The sequence below is a fragment of the Microbacterium sp. Beta genome, from assembly GCF_005502545.1.
GTDB lineage: Bacteria > Actinomycetota > Actinomycetes > Actinomycetales > Microbacteriaceae > Microbacterium > Microbacterium oxydans.
The window spans coordinates 56,959-74,570 of sequence record NZ_SCOG01000007.1 but is presented as its reverse complement, the minus strand read 5'-3'; the positions used below and the strand labels follow the sequence as shown (position 1 = coordinate 74,570).

18 protein-coding genes and 1 pseudogene are annotated in these 17,612 nt (G+C 69.4%); 7 read left to right on the top strand and 12 right to left on the bottom strand.

Translation table 11 applies throughout. From position 1 onward, the window contains the following. The 6 genes and pseudogenes from hemQ to FFS56_RS09190 all read right to left on the bottom strand — a co-directional run bounded on the left by hemQ (position 1) and on the right by FFS56_RS09190 (position 4,072). Positions 1 to 681 (bottom strand): hydrogen peroxide-dependent heme synthase, encoded by a 681-nt coding sequence (gene hemQ / locus FFS56_RS09215; protein WP_046747491.1) that lies wholly within the window; start codon positions 679 to 681, stop codon positions 1 to 3. Between the two features lie 113 nt (positions 682 to 794). After that, positions 795 to 1,067, bottom strand: coding sequence for a hypothetical protein (locus tag FFS56_RS09210; protein WP_046747490.1), 273 nt, complete (start codon positions 1,065 to 1,067; stop codon positions 795 to 797). Continuing rightward, entirely contained in the window at positions 1,054 to 1,461 is a 408-nt protein-coding gene (locus FFS56_RS09205) for a phage holin family protein (protein WP_127012730.1), read from the bottom strand. Before FFS56_RS09205 ends, FFS56_RS09210 begins: the two co-directional genes overlap by 14 nt. Before the next feature lies 1 nt (position 1,462). Continuing rightward, positions 1,463 to 1,909 (bottom strand): hypothetical protein, encoded by a 447-nt coding sequence (locus tag FFS56_RS09200; protein WP_046747488.1) that lies wholly within the window; start codon positions 1,907 to 1,909, stop codon positions 1,463 to 1,465. A gap of 180 nt (positions 1,910 to 2,089) precedes the next feature. Next, positions 2,090 to 3,721: pseudogene (locus tag FFS56_RS09195) on the bottom strand (FAD-dependent oxidoreductase); the annotation flags it as partial. 27 nt (positions 3,722 to 3,748) lie between these two features. Continuing rightward, positions 3,749 to 4,072: a metalloregulator ArsR/SmtB family transcription factor gene (locus tag FFS56_RS09190; RefSeq protein WP_045264003.1), complete on the bottom strand. Its 324-nt coding sequence runs from the start codon at positions 4,070 to 4,072 to the stop codon at positions 3,749 to 3,751. A gap of 67 nt (positions 4,073 to 4,139) precedes the next feature. On the opposite strand from FFS56_RS09190, the gene FFS56_RS09185 reads away from it, so the two are divergent. Continuing rightward, entirely contained in the window at positions 4,140 to 5,036 is an 897-nt protein-coding gene (locus FFS56_RS09185) for an NAD-dependent epimerase/dehydratase family protein (RefSeq protein WP_127012732.1), read from the top strand. A 3-nt stretch (positions 5,037 to 5,039) separates the two neighbouring features. Here FFS56_RS09185 and hemE read toward each other — a convergent pair whose 3' ends face one another. Then, positions 5,040 to 6,062 (bottom strand): uroporphyrinogen decarboxylase, encoded by a 1,023-nt coding sequence (hemE, locus tag FFS56_RS09180; RefSeq protein ID WP_046747485.1) that lies wholly within the window; start codon positions 6,060 to 6,062, stop codon positions 5,040 to 5,042. An 87-nt stretch (positions 6,063 to 6,149) separates the two neighbouring features. Between hemE and FFS56_RS09175 the strand changes: the two genes are divergently transcribed. Genes FFS56_RS09175 through FFS56_RS09165 form a run of 3 tightly spaced genes read left to right on the top strand, consistent with a single transcriptional unit; the run spans position 6,150 to position 8,473 of the window. Then, entirely contained in the window at positions 6,150 to 7,445 is a 1,296-nt protein-coding gene (locus FFS56_RS09175; protein WP_127012733.1) for a glutamyl-tRNA reductase, read from the top strand. Positions 7,446 to 7,478: 33 nt separating this feature from the next. Beyond that, the gene (locus tag FFS56_RS09170) at positions 7,479 to 8,051 is read left to right on the top strand and encodes an HhH-GPD-type base excision DNA repair protein (protein ID WP_046747483.1); all 573 of its coding nucleotides are present in this window, start codon (positions 7,479 to 7,481) and stop codon (positions 8,049 to 8,051) included. Beyond that, on the top strand, positions 8,048 to 8,473 hold the full coding sequence (locus tag FFS56_RS09165) for a DUF1801 domain-containing protein (RefSeq protein WP_046747482.1): 426 nt from the start codon (positions 8,048 to 8,050) through the stop codon (positions 8,471 to 8,473). The genes FFS56_RS09170 and FFS56_RS09165 overlap by 4 nt, the downstream gene beginning before the upstream one ends. A 143-nt stretch (positions 8,474 to 8,616) precedes the next feature. On the opposite strand, the gene FFS56_RS09160 is transcribed toward FFS56_RS09165, so the two are convergent. After that, positions 8,617 to 9,771: an epoxide hydrolase family protein gene (locus FFS56_RS09160; protein WP_127012734.1), complete on the bottom strand. Its 1,155-nt coding sequence runs from the start codon at positions 9,769 to 9,771 to the stop codon at positions 8,617 to 8,619. Between the two features lie 69 nt (positions 9,772 to 9,840). Here FFS56_RS09160 and FFS56_RS09155 point away from each other — a divergent pair, with 69 nt between their 5' ends. Next, positions 9,841 to 10,797, top strand: a complete 957-nt coding sequence (locus tag FFS56_RS09155; protein WP_127012735.1) for a WYL domain-containing protein — start codon at positions 9,841 to 9,843, stop codon at positions 10,795 to 10,797. 126 nt (positions 10,798 to 10,923) lie between these two features. Here FFS56_RS09155 and FFS56_RS09150 read toward each other — a convergent pair whose 3' ends face one another. Continuing rightward, a complete protein-coding gene (locus FFS56_RS09150) occupies positions 10,924 to 12,309 on the bottom strand; it encodes a glycine--tRNA ligase (protein ID WP_046747479.1) in 1,386 nt (461 codons plus the stop codon). Between the two features lie 116 nt (positions 12,310 to 12,425). On the opposite strand from FFS56_RS09150, the gene FFS56_RS09145 reads away from it, so the two are divergent. Beyond that, the gene (locus FFS56_RS09145) at positions 12,426 to 13,895 is read left to right on the top strand and encodes an oligopeptide:H+ symporter (RefSeq protein ID WP_046747478.1); all 1,470 of its coding nucleotides are present in this window, start codon (positions 12,426 to 12,428) and stop codon (positions 13,893 to 13,895) included. A 19-nt stretch (positions 13,896 to 13,914) separates the two neighbouring features. On the opposite strand, the gene FFS56_RS09140 is transcribed toward FFS56_RS09145, so the two are convergent. After that, positions 13,915 to 14,604 carry a GNAT family N-acetyltransferase gene (locus tag FFS56_RS09140; RefSeq protein WP_046747477.1) on the bottom strand — a complete coding sequence of 230 codons (690 nt, stop codon included), beginning with the start codon at positions 14,602 to 14,604 and terminating at the stop codon, positions 13,915 to 13,917. Positions 14,605 to 14,673: 69 nt separating this feature from the next. Between FFS56_RS09140 and FFS56_RS09135 the strand changes: the two genes are divergently transcribed. Then, on the top strand, positions 14,674 to 16,116 hold the full coding sequence (locus tag FFS56_RS09135; protein WP_127012736.1) for an MFS transporter: 1,443 nt from the start codon (positions 14,674 to 14,676) through the stop codon (positions 16,114 to 16,116). 12 nt (positions 16,117 to 16,128) lie between these two features. On the opposite strand, the gene FFS56_RS09130 is transcribed toward FFS56_RS09135, so the two are convergent. Together FFS56_RS09130 and FFS56_RS09125 are read right to left on the bottom strand one after the other, a co-directional pair. Next, on the bottom strand, positions 16,129 to 16,548 hold the full coding sequence (locus FFS56_RS09130; RefSeq protein ID WP_046747476.1) for a hypothetical protein: 420 nt from the start codon (positions 16,546 to 16,548) through the stop codon (positions 16,129 to 16,131). Positions 16,549 to 16,590: 42 nt separating this feature from the next. Further along, positions 16,591 to 17,556, bottom strand: coding sequence for a serine hydrolase (locus FFS56_RS09125; protein WP_046747475.1), 966 nt, complete (start codon positions 17,554 to 17,556; stop codon positions 16,591 to 16,593). Positions 17,557 to 17,612 lie beyond the last annotated feature (56 nt).

Genomic DNA, 17,612 nt, shown 5'->3' with positions numbered 1-17,612 from the left:
TTACTGGAGGACGTCCGCGATCTCGTCGAACCGGAGCCTGCGCCCCGTGTAGAAGGGCACCTCCTCCTTCACGTACAGGCGGGCGTCGGTGTACCGCAGATCGCGCATCATGTCGACGAGGTCGGTGAGCTCATCGGCCTCGAGCGGAAGCAGCCACTCGTAGTCGCCGAGCGCGAACGAGGCGACGGTGTTGGCGAGCACGCCCTTGAATGCCGCGCCCTTGCGTCCGTGGTCGGCGAGCATGGTGCGACGCTCCTCCTCCGGGGCGAGGTACCACTCCGGCGTGCGCACGAACGGGTAGAGGCAGAGCCAGTCCTTGGGGCCGATGCCGCGGAGGAAGCCCGGCACATGCGAACGGTTGAACTCGGCGTCGCGGTGCACGCCCATCACGTTCCACACCGGGAGGAGGGAGCGCAGCAGCTCGGTGCGACGCAGGCGGCGCAGCGCCTTCTGCAGCTCCTCCGCCGTGTCACCGTGCAGCCACACCATGAGGTCGGCGTCGGCCTTGAGCCCGGAGACGTCGTAGAAGCCGCGGACGGTCACGCCCGAATCCTCGATGTAGGAGACGATCGTCTCGAGCTCGGTCGAGTCGTTCTCCGTCACGGGGACGTCGGGGTTTCGTCGCCAGACGGCCCAGAGGGTGAAGCCGGACGGGTTCTCATCGCGCTCTTCGGACATCATGCTCCCCAGTCTGCCTCGTTTACGCAGGAGCCGCTAATCACCCGGACGGGCGCCTCACGACATCCTGGAATACTGCGCACCTGTGCGAGATGCGTGTCAGTGCGAGATGCGTGTCAGCGCGAGATGAAGCGTGCGATCGCCCAGACCGCGCCGCCGACCGCCGCCGCGATGCCGACGGTGGCGGCGACCGCCCCGATCGGGTTGCGGTCGGCGAACACGCGCGCCCTGGCCACCGCACGCGTCGACGCCTTCTCGACCCGGCGCGGGATGTTCCCCTTGATCTCGATCGCGGCGAGGGCGGCCTTCAGCTCCGCACGAGCCGAGGCGACCGGGTCGACGATCCCGCCGGGGACGGCGGTGCGCGGCAGCGACTCAGAGTTCGTCATCGCCGGCCTCCTTCACGATTCGGATGTCTTCGGCTACGGCCTGAGCCGGATTCTGGCGCGCGAGCACCTTGCGGAACTTGAGGACGCCCAGCAGAGCGAACAGCAGCACCGCGAGGATCAGGATGCCGAACACCGCGATCGCGGACAGCCATACGGGCCACCATGACGACAGACCCGCGATCGCGAAGACCAGGATCACCGGCACGGCCCAGAACAGGAAGAACAGCGCGACGAGGAACCACACGGAACCGATGCCGGCGTCCTTCGAGGTGCGCGAGATCCACGCCTTCGCCGCGTCGATCTCGGCCTTGACCAGATTCGTGACGAGTTCCGGCAGATCCCCGAGGAGAGTCAGCAGACTGTCGTCGGCACGATCGCGGTATCCGCGGGGCATGTCAGGCGCCGGACTTCTTGGTGGCCGACTTCGCGGCGGGCTTCTTGGCAGCCGGCTTCTTCGCGGCGGGCTTGGAAGAGGCGGACGTCGAGGTCTTGCTGGACGAAGCCGTGGCCTTCGCCGCCTCGACCGCTTCCTCCGTCGCCTCGGCCAGGTCTTCCGCGGCCTCACGACCGGTGGCGATCGCGGAGTCGAGGCGCTGACCCGGCGTGCCGTTGCCGCTGACGGACTTCGCAACCTTCACGACGCCGGTCCAGAGCGCACCGGGGACGGCTGCGGCTTTGTCGCCGACGAAGCCCTTGACCTTGGTGACCTGCTCCTGCACGGGATCGAGGTGCCACACCTTGAGCCACTGCGTCTTGATCTGCTCGTAGCGCTCACGTCCGGCACGGGTGCCGAGGACGTAGCCCACGCCGAGTCCGACGACGAGTCCGATCTTCCCCTTCATGGGGTCTCCTCACCTTGTTCCGGTAGTCCGGCCAGATTCGCCCGGTTGGGATCGGTCGCAGGCTCTCGCACCCCGCGGCCAGGTACCCAGCGTAACCCCGTATGCCGATTTCGGCATCTATGGGTCAGAGGGTTGACACGGAGCGCTCTCTCCGTCATGGCGCTCAGTCCGTCGAAGCGCTCAGTCCCACAGAAGGAAGCGCCGGAGGCGGTCGGCCTCATCCCTGGCGTCGGGGATCACCTGGGCGAGTCCTGTCCCCGCAAGCCAGGCGCCGACCACGGCCATGCCGGGCACCGCCTCGATCGCCGCGCGCGCGGCCGTGCGCCGTTCACCGGATCCGATGATCGATGCGGGCTGCGACTGGACGAACCGACCGCGATGCGAGGTGATCACGGCTTCGGGAGCGATGGCGACTCCGAGCAGGGCGGCCGCCTCGCTCCGCGCCAGTGCAGCCGCCGCGTCGTCGGTCAGCCGAGCGGTGGCGGCCGGCTCGCCCTGAGCTCCGAACGACACGCGGACGATCTCCCGGGAACCCGCCGCAGTCCCCACCCAGCCCCACTTCGCGGTCGAGTGCGTCAGGGCCTTGGCCGTGTGGCTCCCCGGAACGGTGAGCACACCTGTTCCCCGTGGGGCGGACGCGATCTCGGGGGCGTCGAGGAGAAGCGTGACGATCTCGATCTCCGGCGAGGCCGCGGCCTGCGTCTTCTGGAGGTCCGGTATCACCGCGGCGAGGAGTCCTCGCGCCGTCGACTCGGGCGTCGCGATGATGACGGCGTCCGCGTCGAGCTCCTCGATCACCGGTGGCGCGGATTCCGCCGCGACGTTCTCATCGGCCGGTGCACCCTCGAGCGCCGGTTCACCGCCGTGCTCCGCATCCGCCGCGGACTCGGCCTCGACAGACCACGTCGCACCCGTCCTGCGGAGACTGCGCACCCGAACGCCCGTGCGCACGTCGGCGTCGAGGCGCTTCAGGTCGGCGGCGAGCGCATCGATGAGGGTGCTCATCCCCCCGGAGAGGCCCTCGACGGCAGCTCCAGGAGTCTTCGCCACGACTGGGGCGGTGCCGTCGGCCTCCGGCGCTGTCGCCGCAGCTTTCGCCGCGGCTTCGTCGCGGAGGGTCTGCACCGCGCCGGAGAGCGAGCCGACCCTGGTCAGGGCGGCATTGAGCCCCGGGGCCGCGACGTCGATGTCGACGTCGTCCGGAGACGCGGAGTAGACGCCCGTCGTCACGGGGGCGACGAGTCGATCCCGCACCTTCGCCCCCATGCGCGACGCGACGAGCTTCCCGAGGCTCAGCTGGTGCCCGATCGTGAGGGGCGGACGCACCCGATCGAGGTATGCGCGCCAGACACCCGACCACCCGATGATGCGACGGACGTCGGGCTGGAACGGATTCGAAGGGATGCCGAGGATGCCGCCCGCCGGAAGCGGGGCAGCTCCGACACCGGGGATGCCGGCCAGCCAGGCGCCACCGGCCTGCGGCACCACGATGCGATCGGCGAGGTCGAGTTCCTCGACGAGAGCGCGGACGAGACCACCCCTGGTGGCATAGCTCTCCGCCCCGGCATCGACCGTGACCCCGTCGAGGTCGACCCGCCGGATCGCGCCGCCCAGCTCCGCCTCGGCTTCGAGGACGGTGACGCGCATCCCGACCTTGGCGCATTCGCGCGCGGCGACGAGCCCTCCGATGCCCCCGCCGACGACCACCACGTGCTTCTCGGCCGCGCGGGCGGCCAGGTCGAAGGGCTCGGCGGACGAGGACTCAGGGCTCATGCCGTCAATTCTCGCACCGGGTGCGCCGCACGACTTCTGCGGTGCGGCCCCGCCTGCGCGCGCTCGTCACGCGTCGACGGAGCCGCGTCCTCGCTTGCGGACTTCGCGCAGCACGATCTGCTCGGGACACACCGTGGAGAGGAAATCGCCGACCGACAGCGCGAGACGCTCACCGACGAGCGAGTACAGGATGCGGTTGGCATCGCGGCGCTCGCTGATGAGACCCGCCTGGCGGAGCACACTCAGGTGGCGGGAGATGGTCGGTCCGCTCGCCGAGAAGCGGGAGGCGATCTCGCCGGCCGCGAGCTCACCGTCCTTCAGGTCCTGCAGGATCTGACGTCGGGTGGGGTGCGCCAGCGCTGCGAAGATGTCCGTCGCGCTGTCTGTCATGGTTGCAATATAGCATCCTTGCTAGATACTCTTTAGCCGTATAGCTAATGAGCGAAGGAGATGCACGATGCGAGTGGCAATCACAGGCGGCACGGGATTCGTCGGCAGGAACCTCGCTGAGCGACTCGATGATGCCGTGGTCGTCTCCCGCCGCAGCGGGGTCGACATCACCGACGTCGAGGCGCTGATCAGGTCGTTCGAGGGCTGTGACGCCGTGGCTCACTGCGCGGGGATCAACCGCGAGATCGGCGACCAGACCTTCCGCCGCGTGCACGTCGACGGCACACGCGCCGTGGTGGAGGCCGCTCGCCGCGCGGGCGTGAAGCGCATCGTCCTGGTCAGCTTCCTCCGAGCCCGCCCCGACTGCGGCTCCGGCTACCAGGAGTCGAAGTGGCAGGCGGAGGAGATCGTGCGCGCCTCGGGCATCCCGCACACGATCCTCAAGTCCGGGATGATCTACGGCCCCGGCGATCACATGGTCGACCACGTGACCAAGGCCGTGCGAACCCTCCCCTTCTTCTGGACCGTCGGCTACCGCGAGCGCACGGCACGACCGGTGCCGGTCGAAGATGCGGTCGATGTGCTCGTCGCGGCGCTCGAAGGACGGATCGCCGAGCCGACCATCGCCGTCCTGGGGGTGGACGAGGTCACCCTCGGAGAGGCCATCCGCCGCATCGCCCGTGTCGCTGGACGTCGCCCCGCGTACATCCCGGTGCCGACGTGGATGGTGCGGGTGCTGGCGCAGGTGACGGAATGGACGATGGTCGTGCCTCTCGTCGCGAAGGCGCAGGCACGGATGCTCGCCGAGGGCGTGAGCGAACCCGCGCCGTTCGCTCCGGAAGCGCCCATCGACATCCGCCCGTCACGCTCCTTCGACGACGAGCGCATCCGCGTAGCCCTCCCGTCGGGACGCTTCACCCTCACGGACCTGCGCCTCACGCGCCGGATTCGCAGGGGGCGGTGACGGTCAGATCGTGTGCGCCAGCTCGACGATGCGGGTGAGCTGATCCGGGTCGGTCTCCGGCGGCACGCCGTGGCCGAGGTTCAGGATGTGCCCGCGCGCCGCGCGACCCCGCTCGACGACGTCGCGCACATGGGCCTCCAGGACCGGCCACGGGGCGGAGAGCAGCGCGGGGTCGATGTTGCCCTGCACCGTGACATCCGGCCCCAGGATCGCAGCAGCCTCGTCGAGGGGCAGCCGCCAGTCGACACCCACGCCGTCGGCAACACCGTCGAGGCGCATGTCGGCGAGGAAGGGACCTGTCCCGACCCCGAAGTGGATCGTCGGCAGGCCGATGCCGGACAGGGCAGCGTGCGAGTGCGGGGCAACGAAGGCGCGGTAGTCCGCCGTGCTGAGGGAACCGGCCCAGCTGTCGAAGAGCTGGACGACGGATGCCCCGGCGTCGCGCTGGGTCTCGAGGAAGCGACGGGAGACACGCGCCAACCAGCCCGCGAGGCGGTTCCACGACTCCGGGTCGGAATGCATCATGGCCCTGGCCCGCAGGTGCTCCTTGGAGGGCCCACCCTCGACGAGGTAGGCGGCGAGGGTGAACGGGGCGCCCGCGAATCCGATCAGCGGGGTGTCGCCGAGCTCGGCCGTGACGAGCCGCACGGCCTCGGCGATGGCCGTGCCGTCCAGATCGTCCGGATCGATCGCGGTGACGCGCTCGACGTCGGCCGCCGTGCGCACCGGGTTCGCGAACACCGGACCGCGACCCGGCTCGATCTCCACCTCGACCCCGGCGAGCCGCAGCGGGATGACGATGTCGCTGAAGAAGACCGCCGCGTCCACACCGTGACGGCGCACCGGCTGCAGGGTGATCTCCGCGGCGAGGTCGGGAGTCAGGCAGGCGTCGAGCATCCGGGTGCCCACACGCAGCTCACGGTACTCCGGGAGGGAGCGGCCGGCCTGCCGCATGAACCACACGGGGGCGTGTGCGGGACGGTCGCCGGCGAGGGCGCGCAGGAGCGGGGCATCGGAGAGGGCCATACTCCCATCCTCCCATCCACCCCTTATGGAGCCGCCGAGTTCGAGCTGCCGACCCTTCGCCCGCAGACGCTCCGGTACAATCGATCTGTGCTGCTGTGTGTCACGGCGAGTCACAAGACCGCCTCCTTCGAATTGCTCGAACGCCTGAGCCGCACCCCCGACGACGTCGCTCCCACCATCGTGGGCATGACGCCGTGTGTGCAGGGTGCGGTCGTGCTGGCGACGTGCAACCGCTTCGAGGCGTACGTGGAGATGGACGAGCCGGTCACCGCCGCAGGTGCCATCGGCGTCGAAGCCGTGATCGAAGCGGTCGAGTCCGCCACCGGCATCCCCGCCGCCGACCTCGACGGCGCCTACACCGTCCACGCCGGACGCCGCGTCGCCGAGCACCTGTTCTCCGTGGCATCCGGGCTCGAGTCCGTCGTCTCCGGAGAGGGCGAGATCGCCGGTCAGGTGCGCCGCGCCCTCAAGTCCGCTCGCAAGGACGGCACCACCTCGCCCGAGCTCGAGCGCCTCTTCCAGCGCGCCAGCCAGGCTCAGCGCAAGGTCAAGAACGTGACCGCCCTCGGCCGCGCCGGTCGTTCTCTGGTGCGCCTCGCGCTCGAACTCGCCGACAGCCGCATCGCCGACTGGTCTGCGGAGCGTGTGCTGCTGGTCGGAACCGGCGCCTACGCGGCCGTCACCCTCGCGACGCTCCGCGAGCGCGGCGCCGTGAACATCTCGGTGTACTCGCCCTCCGGCCGTGCCGAGGTCTTCGCCGCGAAGCACGGCATCCGGCCGATCACCGCCGACGAGTACGCCGGCACCGCGGCACGATCGAGCCTTCTCATCACCTGCACCACCGCCACGGAACCGGTCCTCGGCCCTGAGCACCTGCAGCTGCCGACCGGCCCCGCTGCGGCGGGCTGCCCCGTCGGCACGCACAGTCAGCTCGTGGTCGACCTCGGCATGCCCCGCAACGTCGACCCCGCCGTCGCGTCGCTCGAGGGCGTCGCACTGCTCGACCTCGAGACCATCCGACTGCACGCGCCCCTCGAAGAGCTGCAGGCGACGGATGCCGCTCGCAGCGTCGTCCGCGAGGCCGCCGAGACCTTCCACGTGGTGGGCGCGCGCCAGAGCGTGACCCCGTCGGTCGTGGCCTTCCGCTCGCACATCTTCGAACTGCTCGAGCGGGAGATCGCCCGGGCCCGCGCACGCGGCGACGAGGACGGCAAGGTCGAGCAGGCCCTGCGACACCTCTCCGGCGTGCTGCTGCACACCCCGACCGTGCGTGCGCACGAACTCGCCGCCGCGGGCCGCGCCGACGAGTTCACCGCCGCGCTGGCCGCCCTGTACGGCATCGCGCCGGAGGCCGGCTCCGTGGACGACGCCGCCAGCGCCTGACGCGCTCAGCCCACGCGGTGGCAGACTGGAGGCATGGCCCTTCACATCACCGGAGACACCGCCGCCGACGAGCTGCTGACCGACAACCCGCTGGCTCTGCTGGTGGGGATGCTGCTCGACCAGCAGGTGCCGATGGAGACCGCGTTCGCCGGTCCGCTCAAGATCGAGCAGCGCACCGGAGCGGCTGATGCCGCCACCATCGCCGGCATGGCGCCGGACGAGTTCCTCGAGGCCTTCAAGCAGACTCCCGCCGTGCACCGGTTCCCCGGGTCGATGGCGACGCGCGTTCAGACGCTGTGCCAGACCCTGGTCGACGACTGGGGCGGCGACGCGGCCGCGCTGTGGACCCAGGGCGACCCGTCGGGACCCGAGGTGCTCAAGCGGCTCAAGGCACTCCCCGGGTTCGGAGAGCAGAAGGCCAAGATCTTCCTCGCCCTCCTCGGCAAGCAGTACGGCTTCACCGGCGAGGGCTGGCGCGAGGCATCAGCCCCCTATGGCGAGGACGGGTCGTACCGCAGCGTGGCCGACATCGTCTCGCCCGACTCCCTCGCCAAGGTGCGCGAGCACAAGAAGGCCATGAAGGCGGCGGCGAAGGCCACGAAGTGAAGCCGACGGGGGATGACGTAGCCGGGCTCATCGCCCGCGCCTCCCCCGCAGTGCGCCGCAGGGACGCCGAGACGCTGACCGCGCTCATGCAGGAGATCACCGGTCGCGAGCCGCAGACCTGGGGCACCATCATCGGATTCGGCTCCTGCCACTACCGCTACCCCACCGGCACGGAGGGCGACAGCGGGCTGCTCGGCTTCGCCCCGCGCAAGGCCGCGACGACGATCTACCTGTTCGACGGAGTGGACGCGCACACCGAAGCTCTGGCGGAACTCGGCCCCCACACGACCGGTGTCGGCTGCCTGTACATCAAAGACCTGGAGCAGGTCGACCTGGACGTGCTGCGCGGCATCCTGGAGCGCTCGCTGGCCTGGGTCGAGGCCGGCGGCAGCGAGGGCGTGCGCCTCACGGTCACGGGCTGAGTCCGGGCGAAGAGTCGCGCCACGCGCGTGCTCGCGTGCTCGCGAGGTTCGAGACCCATGCTGCGCGCCGAGACCCATCCGCAACAGCGTTTGCGCGGATGGGTCTCGGCGAGGAGCGTGGGTCTGGCCCGACGTGACAGGAGTCAGTGCTGCGGGGCGAAGAACGCGCGGATGTCGCCGGCCAGCAGGTCGGGGCGCTCCAGGGCGGCGAAGTGCCCGCCCTCGTCGAAGCGGCTCCAGTGCACGATGTTCGAGTTGTCGCGCTCGGCGAACACCCGGATCGTCTGGAAGTCGTCAGCGAACACCGCGACCCCGGTGCGCGCGGCGTTGATCTGCGGCTCTACGCCCTCGGCAGCAGCAGCGGCGTCCGCCCTGGCGTTCTCGAGGTAGCTGCGGCTCATGCCCGATGCCGCGTTGGCGAACCAGTTCACGCTGACTTCGAGCAGGATCTTCTCCAGCGGCACCAGGGACGTACCGTTGCCGAACGAGTTGAACAGCTCGCTGTAGGCCAGCAGCCCCACCGGGGAATCGCTGATCCCCACCGACACGGTCTGCGGACGCGACGAGTTCATCGTGTTGTACCCGCCCACCGACTGGAACCACTGCATGTGCTCCAGGCCGGCGTAGTCCGCAGGCTCGAGCTTCTCGAACTCTGCAGGGTCACCCGAGGGGAACGAGAACAGCTGCAGCACGTGCAGTCCGAGGAAGCCCTCGGGCTCCCGAAGGCCCAGCTCTCGAGCCACCATGGCGCCGTTGTCGGAACCGTGGATGCCGTAGCTCTCGTAACCGAGACCGCGCATGAGACGGTCGTACGCCTCCGCGACCCGCGCCGTCGTCCACCCCGCCGACGCCAGAGGCTGCGAGAACCCGTAGCCCGGTGCATCCGGGATCACGAGGTCGAACGCGTCCTCGGCACGGCCGCCGTGCGCCACGGGATCGACCAGCCGATCGATCAGGTCGAGGTAGTCGATCGAGGAGCCGGGGTAGGTGTGGGCGAGCAGCAGTGGGGTCGCACCTTCGTGAGCCGAACGCACGTGGAGGAAATGGATCGTCTGGCCGTCGATCTCGGTGGTGAAGTGCGGGACGGCGTTGATCCGCTCCTGAGCGGCTGCCCAGTCGAAGTCGCGCCAGGCGGCGACGGCTTCACGCAGGTAGGAGTTGGGGGTGCCCGCATCCCAGTCGTCCGTCGGCGAGGGCTGCGGAAGGCGGGTGCGGGCGAGGCGATCCTGAAGATCGGCGACCTCGGCAGCGGAGACCGAGACGGTGAAGGGGCGGAAGCTGAGCGTCGTGTTGTCCATAGCTCGAAGATAGGAGCGCATTAGGTTGGATTCGTTCCTAATGGATGCACGACTTTTCGAGGAGTTCCGATGGCCGATCCGACCGCTCGACTGCTCGCGCTGCTGGCCCTGTTGCAGACCAGCCCCGGGCGTTCCGGCACCGACCTCGCCGTCCGACTCGGTGTCTCCTCGCGCACCGTACGGCACGACATCGAGAGACTGCGCGAACTCGGGTATCCCGTCGATGCCACGCGCGGATCCGTCGGCGGATATCGTCTCGGGGCGGGCGGCACCCTCCCTCCGCTCCTCCTCGACGATGAGGAGGCCGTGGCGGTCACGGTCGGACTCCGCGCCGCCGCCGGCATCGCGGGGGTCGAAGAGTCGGGGGCGAGAGCGCTCGCCAAGCTGGAGCAGGTGCTGCCGTCGCACCTGCGCCCCACCGTCGACGCGCTCCGCTCCAGCGTCGACCGCGCCCCGGAGAACAACGACACCGACGCGCCCGACCCCGAAGTCGACGCCGCGTCGCTGCAGGCCATCGCGCGCGCCATCCGCGACCAGGAGTGGCTGCGCTTCGACTACGAGGGGGCTCCCCGGCTGGTCGAGCCGTATCGGCTGCTCACCTGGGTGCGGCGCTGGTACCTCGTGGCACGCGACCCCGACGCCGACGAGTGGGGAACGTACCGGGTCGACTGGATGGACCTGCGGATGCCGACGCACCGCCGCTTCGACGCGCGACCGCTCCCGGGTGGCGACTACACGGCCTTCGCGATGCGGACCATCGCGGTGAGCGGGTGGATCGTGCACGCCCGACTGCGCATCGACGCGCCGGCGGAGGCCGTGCTCGACCGCATCCACGCCGCGGTCGGGGTGGTCGAACCCGTCGACGACGAGCACTGCATCCTCGTCACCGGTGCCGACAGCCTCGACACCATCGCCGCCTACATCGGGATGCTGATGATGGATTTCACGGTCGAGAGTCCGCCTGAGCTGCTCCCCCGCCTGCAGCTCCTCTCCGAGCGCTACGCGCGCGCCGTGCGGGGATCATGACGGGGATCATGACGGGATCGAGACCCACCCTCCCCTTCGAGACCCACTCCTACGTGCTCCGATCACGATGGGTCTCGGCGGTGGGGATGGGTCTCGGCGAAGGGCGAGAGAGAGAGGTGAGAGCGCTCAGGCGCCGCGCAGACGCTCCGCGAGGTAGGCGTGCAGCTCGTCGATCGAGACGCGCTCCTGCGCCATGGTGTCGCGGTCGCGCACGGTGACCGCACGGTCGTCGAGAGAGTCGAAGTCGACCGTGACGCAGAACGGGGTGCCGATCTCGTCCTGGCGACGGTAGCGGCGGCCGATGGCACCCGCGTCGTCGAAGTCGACGGCCCACGAGCTGCGGAGCGTGTCGGCGACCTCGCGGGCGAGCGGCGACAGCTTCTCGTTGCGCGACAGCGGCAGCACCGCGGCCTTGACCGGTGCGAGACGCGGGTCGAGCTTGAGCACGGTGCGCACGTCGGTGCCGCCCTTGGCGTTGGGCACCTGCTCCTCCACGTAGGCGTCGACCAGGAAGGCCATCATCGCGCGGGTGAGGCCGAACGACGGCTCGATCACGTACGGGGTGTAGCGCTCGCCCGTGGCCTGGTCGAAGTACGTCAGGCTCTGGCCGGATGCCTCGCTGTGGCTGGAGAGGTCGTAGTCGGTGCGGTTGGCGACGCCCATGAGCTCGCCCCACTCCTTGCCCGCGAAGCCGAACTTGTACTCGACGTCGATCGTGCCGGCCGAGTAGTGCGCGCGGTCGTCTTCCGGCACGTCGAACTGACGCATGTTCTCCGGATCGATGCCGAGGTCGATGAACCAGTTCCAGCAGGCCTCGACCCAGTGCTCGAACCACTCCTGGGCCTCAGCCGGCGGCGTGAAGAACTCGATCTCCATCTGCTCGAACTCGCGCGTGCGGAAGATGAAGTTGCCGGGAGTGATCTCGTTGCGGAAGGCCTTGCCGACCTGGCCGATGCCGAACGGAGGCTTCTTGCGGCTCGCGGTGAGCACGTTCGAGAAGTTCACGAAGATGCCCTGCGCGGTCTCGGGGCGCAGGTAGTAGAGGCCGGACTCGTCGTCGACCACGCCGAGATACGTCTTCACCAGACCGGAGAAGGCCTTCGGCTCGGTGTACTGCCCCTTGGTGCCGCAGTTCGGGCAGGGGATGTCGGCCAGGCCGTTCTCGGCCTTGCGGCCCTTGCGCGCCTCGAAGTCCTCGATGAGGTTGTCGGCACGGAAGCGCTTGTGGCACTGCAGGCACTCGACCAGCGGGTCGGTGAAGGTCGCGACGTGGCCCGACGCCTCCCACACGCGCTTGGGGAGGATGATGCTGGAGTCCAGGCCCACCATGTCGCCGCGACCGCGCACGAAGGTCTGCCACCACTGACGGCGGATGTTCTCCTTGAGCTCCGTGCCCAGGGGGCCGTAGTCCCAGGCCGACCGGGAACCGCCGTAGATCTCACCCGCTTGGAACACGAACCCGCGGTGGCGGGCGAGGGCGATGACCTTGTCGAGGCGGGACTGTTCTGCCATGGTGGCTCCAATGGTCGGATGCGGGAGGAGAACCCGCGAACACGGGCATCCCATTCTATCCGTCGTTCCCGCGCGCTCCCTGGCCTCCGCGGCTGCGCCGGAGTAGCGTCCTGGGGATGAGCACTGCAGCGCGAACACCGCGGACCCGCGACGACGACACCCGCTTCTTCGGGCAGCCGTGGGCACTGGTGCACATCTTCGGCGTCGAGATGTGGGAGCGCTTCAGCTTCTACGGCATGCAGGGCATCCTGCTCATCTACCTGTACTTCGAGGTGACCGAGGGCGGCCTCGGCATCCCCAAGGCCGTAGCCGGCGGCATCGTTGGCGCCTATGGAGGATCGGTCTACCTGTCGACGATCCTGGGAGCCTGGCTCGCGGATCGCCTCTTCGGCGCCGAGCGGGTGCTGTTCGTCAGCGCGATGGTCATCGTCGCGGGACACCTCGCCCTCGCGCTGCTCCCCGGCGCGGTCGGTGTGGGCGTCGGTCTCGTGCTCGTTGCCGTCGGATCCGGTGGACTCAAGGCGAATGCGTCGTCCGTCGTCGGCACTCTCTACAGCGAAGACGATCCTCGACGCGACGCCGGCTTCTCGCTCTTCTACCTCGGGATCAACCTCGGCGCGTTCCTGGGCCCGATCCTCACCGGCATCCTGCAGTCGTCGCTGGGCTTCCACTACGGCTTCGGCCTCGCGGCCATCGGCATGACGCTGGGACTCATCCAGTACTCGTTCGGCCGCAAGTCGCTCCCCGCCTCAGCGCGTGAGGTGCCGAATCCGCTCCCGAAGTCCCGGTACCTCCTGGTCGGAGTCATCGCCGGGGCCGCGGTGGTGGTCATCGCCGTCCTGGTGCTGACCGGGGTGATCCGCCCGGACAACCTGGCCGCCCTGGTTATCGGCGTCACGATCGTCGCCGCCGTCGCCTACTTCTCGGTGATCCTCGGCAGCCGTCGGATCGACGCCACCGAACGCTCGCGCGTGTGGGCCTTCCTGCCGCTCTTCATCACCAGCGTCGCGTTCTGGTCGCTGTACCAGCAGCAGTTCACGGTGCTGACGATCTACTCCGACCAGCGCCTGGACCGGAACCTGTTCGGCTGGGAGATGCCCGTGTCGTGGGTGCAGTCGATCAACCCGGTCTTCATCATCATCCTGTCCGGCGTCTTCGCGGCGATCTGGACCCGTCTGGGGAAGCGTCAGCCCTCGACGCCGGTCAAGTTCGCCCTGGCGGCGATCATCATGGGGTCGGCGTTCCTGCTCTTCCTGCCGTTCGCCGGTGGCGGGGAGAACTCCACACCGCTGCTCGCGATCGTCGGGATCCTCTTCGTGTTCACCGTGGCGGAGCTGCTCATCTCCCCCGTCGGTCTGTCGGCGGCCACCAAGCTTGCACCGACCGTCTTCCGCACCCAGATGGTCGCGCTGTTCTTCCTGTCGATCGCGCTCGGCACGGCGATCTCGGGCGAGCTCGTGCGGTTCTACAACCCCGACGACGAGGTGCCGTTCTTCTCGATCCTCGGCGGCATCGCGATCGTCGTCGGCATCGGACTGCTGCTCAGCGTGAAGCCTGTGCTGAAGCTGATGCGCGGGGTGCGCTGAGCACCCCGCGCATCCCGCATCACGCCGTGAAGAGGTAGCCGCGTTCGGTGTCGTACCCGGCGATCCGGAGGCCGCTGCCGAGCAGGCCCTCCATCTGCGCACGCAGGCGCAGGCGCCACTCGTGGGCGGCCGCAGGATCGGAGACGCGCAGCGCCTCGATGTCGGCCGGGATCTGGAGGGTCTCCACGACCGCGTCGTCGGCCGGGGGCTTGGCGATGTCGGCGAGTGCCCATTCGACGTCGAGTCGGTCGCTCTCGTCGCCCGCGTCACCGCCGCCGAAGATGCCGTAGCGGTTGACCGAGTATCCGGTGGCACGGGCACCCAGCACCGTGAAGAAGAAGTGCGCATTGCGCGCCACCAGCGGATCGAACACCCACGTGATGCGGCCGACGTCGCGGGAGAACGCCCACTGTCGCTGATGCTCCTTGAGCTCGCGGCCCCAGCCACGCCCGCGGTACTCGGGCAGCAGGGCGGTGATGTGGGAGTGCATCGCACGTCGGGCCGGCTCGCCGAAGAAGGCGATGGACGCGCCGACCATGCGCTCGTCTTCGCCCTCGCCGTCGAAGAAGCCGACGACGTAGTTGCCCGACTGCTGCAGGGCGCGCAGGGTTCCGGCATCCACCACGCGCTGCGGACCCCTGATGGAGTCGAGCAGGCCCTGGGCGTCGAGGATGAGTTCAACGGTGTCGAGATCACGGATGGTTCGCACGCACCCAGTCTGCCCCTCCTCGGCCCGTTCGAGGAATCCGGCACGAGGATTCGGCGATAGCCTGAGCCGGTGGGTGCGAGCGATGACAGAGCGAGGAAGCGTCTCTCCCGCACTCCTCCCCGTTGGGCGATCGTCGCGGTCCTCGCCTTCGCGGGGCTCTGCTCGTCGTTCATGTTCACGCTGGTCGTGCCGTTGCAGGCCGAGCTGCCCCAGCTGCTGAACGCCTCCCGGGAGGACACCACCTGGGTCGTGACGATCACGCTGCTCGTCGCCGCGGTCGCCACTCCGATCTCCGGCCGGCTCGGCGACATGTACGGCAAGCGTCGAGTCGTGATCGCCCTGCTCGCGATCCTGATCCTGGGGTCCGTGATCGCCGCCGTCTCCGGCTCGATCGTCGGCGTGATCATCGGCCGCGCGCTGCAGGGTGCGGTGACCGGGGTCGTCCCGCTCGGCATCGCGATCATGCGCGATGTGCTCCCTCCCGAACGGCTGGGCACCGCGGTCGCCCTCATGAGCGCCACGATGGGCGTCGGCGGCGCGATCGGGATGCCGGTGGCCGCGCTCCTCGCCCAGAACGCCGACTGGCACATGCTCTTCTGGCTCGCCGCGGCACTCGGTGTCGTCGGCCTCGCCCTGGTGCTGGCGGTGATCCCCGAAGATGTGCTGCGCTCTCCCGGGCGGCTCGACGTGATCGGAGCCATCGGACTCGCGATCGGCCTCACGGGCATCCTGCTCTTCGTCTCGCGGGGTGCGCAATGGGGATGGACGTCTCCCCTGACGCTCACCTGCATCATCGGCGGACTCGTGGTGCTGCTGGTGTGGGGCCGGTATCAGCTGCGCACGAAGGATCCGCTGCTCGACCTGCGTGTCGCCGCCCGCCCCGCGGTGCTGTTCACGAACATCGCCGCGATCGGGATGGGTTTCGCGCTCTTCGCCTCGAACGTCACGTTCCCACAGCTGCTCGAGATGCCGACGATCGGCGGTGCGGGGTTCGGTCTCGACATGCTCGCCGCCTCCCTCGTGATCATGCCGGCCGGTCTCGTGATGATGGTCATCTCGCCCCTCTCCGGCTGGCTCGAGCGCACCGTCGGACCGCGTCCGCTGTTCACGGTCGGTGCCGGCGCGATCGTGCTCGCCTATGTCTTCGTGCTGCTGTGGTCTTCCGAGGTGTGGCACATCTTCGTGGCCAACATCTTCATCGGAGTGGGCATCGGGTTCACGTTCGCGGCCATGCCGATGATCATCATGCGCTCGGTCCCGGCGAACGAGACCGGAGCCTCCAACGGACTGAACGCCCTGTTCCGATCGGTCGGCACATCCAGCGCCTCGGCGGTGATGGGCGGTGTCCTCGCCGCGATGAGCGTCGACGTCGGCGGAGTCGCCGTCCCGACACGCGCTGCCTTCGAGGTGTGCTTCTGGCTCGCCATCGCCGCCGGCATCATCGCGGTGGTGCTGTCGCTGTTCATCCCGAAGCAGCGGAGCTCCGAGCAGCGCCCCTCGCTGCCGGGCTGAGACGCGTCGGCGTCAGCCGGCGATCGTGCGGGGGTCGGGGTCGTCGGCGCGCGGCGGGCGGAGGCGGTCCGGGATCGGCCATGCCAGGACGAACTGCGCAGCAGCCGGACGCGTCATGTCGCCGAAGTCGTCGATCTTCACGACGATTCGACCGGGCGAACCGTCTTCGTCGGGGGTCACCTCGAGGATGCGCACCCGGAGCGGACGGTCGGCCTCGCCGTCCGACAGCGCCTCGCCCTCGAGCATCCAGGGGTCGGCGAGCCAGGCGATGCCGTGCTCTTCGAGTGCCGCTTCGGCGTCGAGCCATTCGGTGGGAACCGACGCGGGGCGTCCGAGCACGTCGACCGCCACCCAGCCCTCACCCTCGGGATGGATCCACCCGAGCAGCTCGCCGTCGTCGCGGCGATGCGGGGTCCAGTCAGATCGAGGCATCCCCCGATGCTAGCGGTGCGGGTGAGCTCGCCCGCGTCGACGTCAGTGCGTGTACTCCATGAGTTCGACGCCGAGCACGCGGAAGGCGTCGTGCGCGCGCAGACGGTGGGTGATCGAGAGGTCGTCGAAGCACACGATGAGCGAGTACGCGACACCGGCGCGAGGCCCGGCCAGCACACCCGCCTCGGCCCGCACTCCGCGATCCCTCCCGGTCTTGTTCACGAACAGCAGGCCGTGCGCATCGTGATCGTGTGCGAAAGGGTCGAGGCCGGTGGAGGCCGCGACCAGACTCAGATCCTGGTTGAGGCTGAGCCACTCGGACACCTGTGCACTGACGGCGACATCGACCACCTGCGAGTTCACGAGGGCGGAGAACAGCCCGGCGAGCTCGCGCGCCGACCCCACGGCCACCTGCGGGGCGTCGTCGGGGCCGCGGCGGTCGCGGAAGCGATCGAGCAGAGCCGTGCGGCGCAGTCCGAGCGACTCGATGCGCTCACGCACGCGATCATGCCCCACCCTCTGCAGCAGGGCGTTCACCGCGATCGGATCGCCCGCGGTCGCCGCCATCACCGCGAGGTCTTCCAGGGGCAGCGCCGGCGCGTGCAGATGCCGCCACAGCCCCGAGGTCTCCACGGCGTCGACACTCTCGCGCTCGACGATCTCGAACGGATCGAGAGCACCGCTCTGGAAGCCCGCAGCGACCTCGATCAAAAGCGGCACCACGCCGAGACCGGCGATCGGCATCGTCACGTGGTCGTCGCCGGCCAGCACATGCACATGGTTGTCGAGGTCGACCACGTGCACCGAGACCTGCGCTCCGGAATCGACCAGCCCCTCCAGCGCACGGAGCGTGGCCGTGAACGAGCGTCGTCCCGCCGCCGCGCGGCGCGGAAGCCGGCGGCTGGTGCGCTGCGAACGGCGCCCAGCACCCGAGGCCTCCTGGGCACCGTCGAGAGACTCGGGGGCCGAGGAGTTGCGGAAGCCTTCACCAGGCTCGAGAGCGCCCACGCTGATCCTTAGGGGGGTGGATGTGCGGGATACCGCGGGAAGGCGATCCCCGGCGG

What these genes read in the sequence shown, in the direction of transcription:
- hemQ (WP_046747491.1), bottom strand. Translation starts at nt 681, where the DNA reads ATGATGTCCGAAGAGCGCGATGAGAACCCGTCCGGCTTCACCCTCTGG.
- FFS56_RS09210 (WP_046747490.1), bottom strand. Translation starts at nt 1,067, where the DNA reads ATGACGAACTCTGAGTCGCTGCCGCGCACCGCCGTCCCCGGCGGGATC.
- FFS56_RS09205 (WP_127012730.1), bottom strand. Translation starts at nt 1,461, where the DNA reads ATGCCCCGCGGATACCGCGATCGTGCCGACGACAGTCTGCTGACTCTC.
- FFS56_RS09200 (WP_046747488.1), bottom strand. Translation starts at nt 1,909, where the DNA reads ATGAAGGGGAAGATCGGACTCGTCGTCGGACTCGGCGTGGGCTACGTC.
- FFS56_RS09190 (WP_045264003.1), bottom strand. Translation starts at nt 4,072, where the DNA reads ATGACAGACAGCGCGACGGACATCTTCGCAGCGCTGGCGCACCCCACC.
- FFS56_RS09185 (WP_127012732.1), top strand. Translation starts at nt 4,140, where the DNA reads ATGCGAGTGGCAATCACAGGCGGCACGGGATTCGTCGGCAGGAACCTC.
- hemE (WP_046747485.1), bottom strand. Translation starts at nt 6,062, where the DNA reads ATGGCCCTCTCCGATGCCCCGCTCCTGCGCGCCCTCGCCGGCGACCGT.
- FFS56_RS09170 (WP_046747483.1), top strand. Translation starts at nt 7,479, where the DNA reads ATGGCCCTTCACATCACCGGAGACACCGCCGCCGACGAGCTGCTGACC.
- FFS56_RS09160 (WP_127012734.1), bottom strand. Translation starts at nt 9,771, where the DNA reads ATGGACAACACGACGCTCAGCTTCCGCCCCTTCACCGTCTCGGTCTCC.
- FFS56_RS09155 (WP_127012735.1), top strand. Translation starts at nt 9,841, where the DNA reads ATGGCCGATCCGACCGCTCGACTGCTCGCGCTGCTGGCCCTGTTGCAG.
- FFS56_RS09150 (WP_046747479.1), bottom strand. Translation starts at nt 12,309, where the DNA reads ATGGCAGAACAGTCCCGCCTCGACAAGGTCATCGCCCTCGCCCGCCAC.
- FFS56_RS09145 (WP_046747478.1), top strand. Translation starts at nt 12,426, where the DNA reads ATGAGCACTGCAGCGCGAACACCGCGGACCCGCGACGACGACACCCGC.
- FFS56_RS09130 (WP_046747476.1), bottom strand. Translation starts at nt 16,548, where the DNA reads ATGCCTCGATCTGACTGGACCCCGCATCGCCGCGACGACGGCGAGCTG.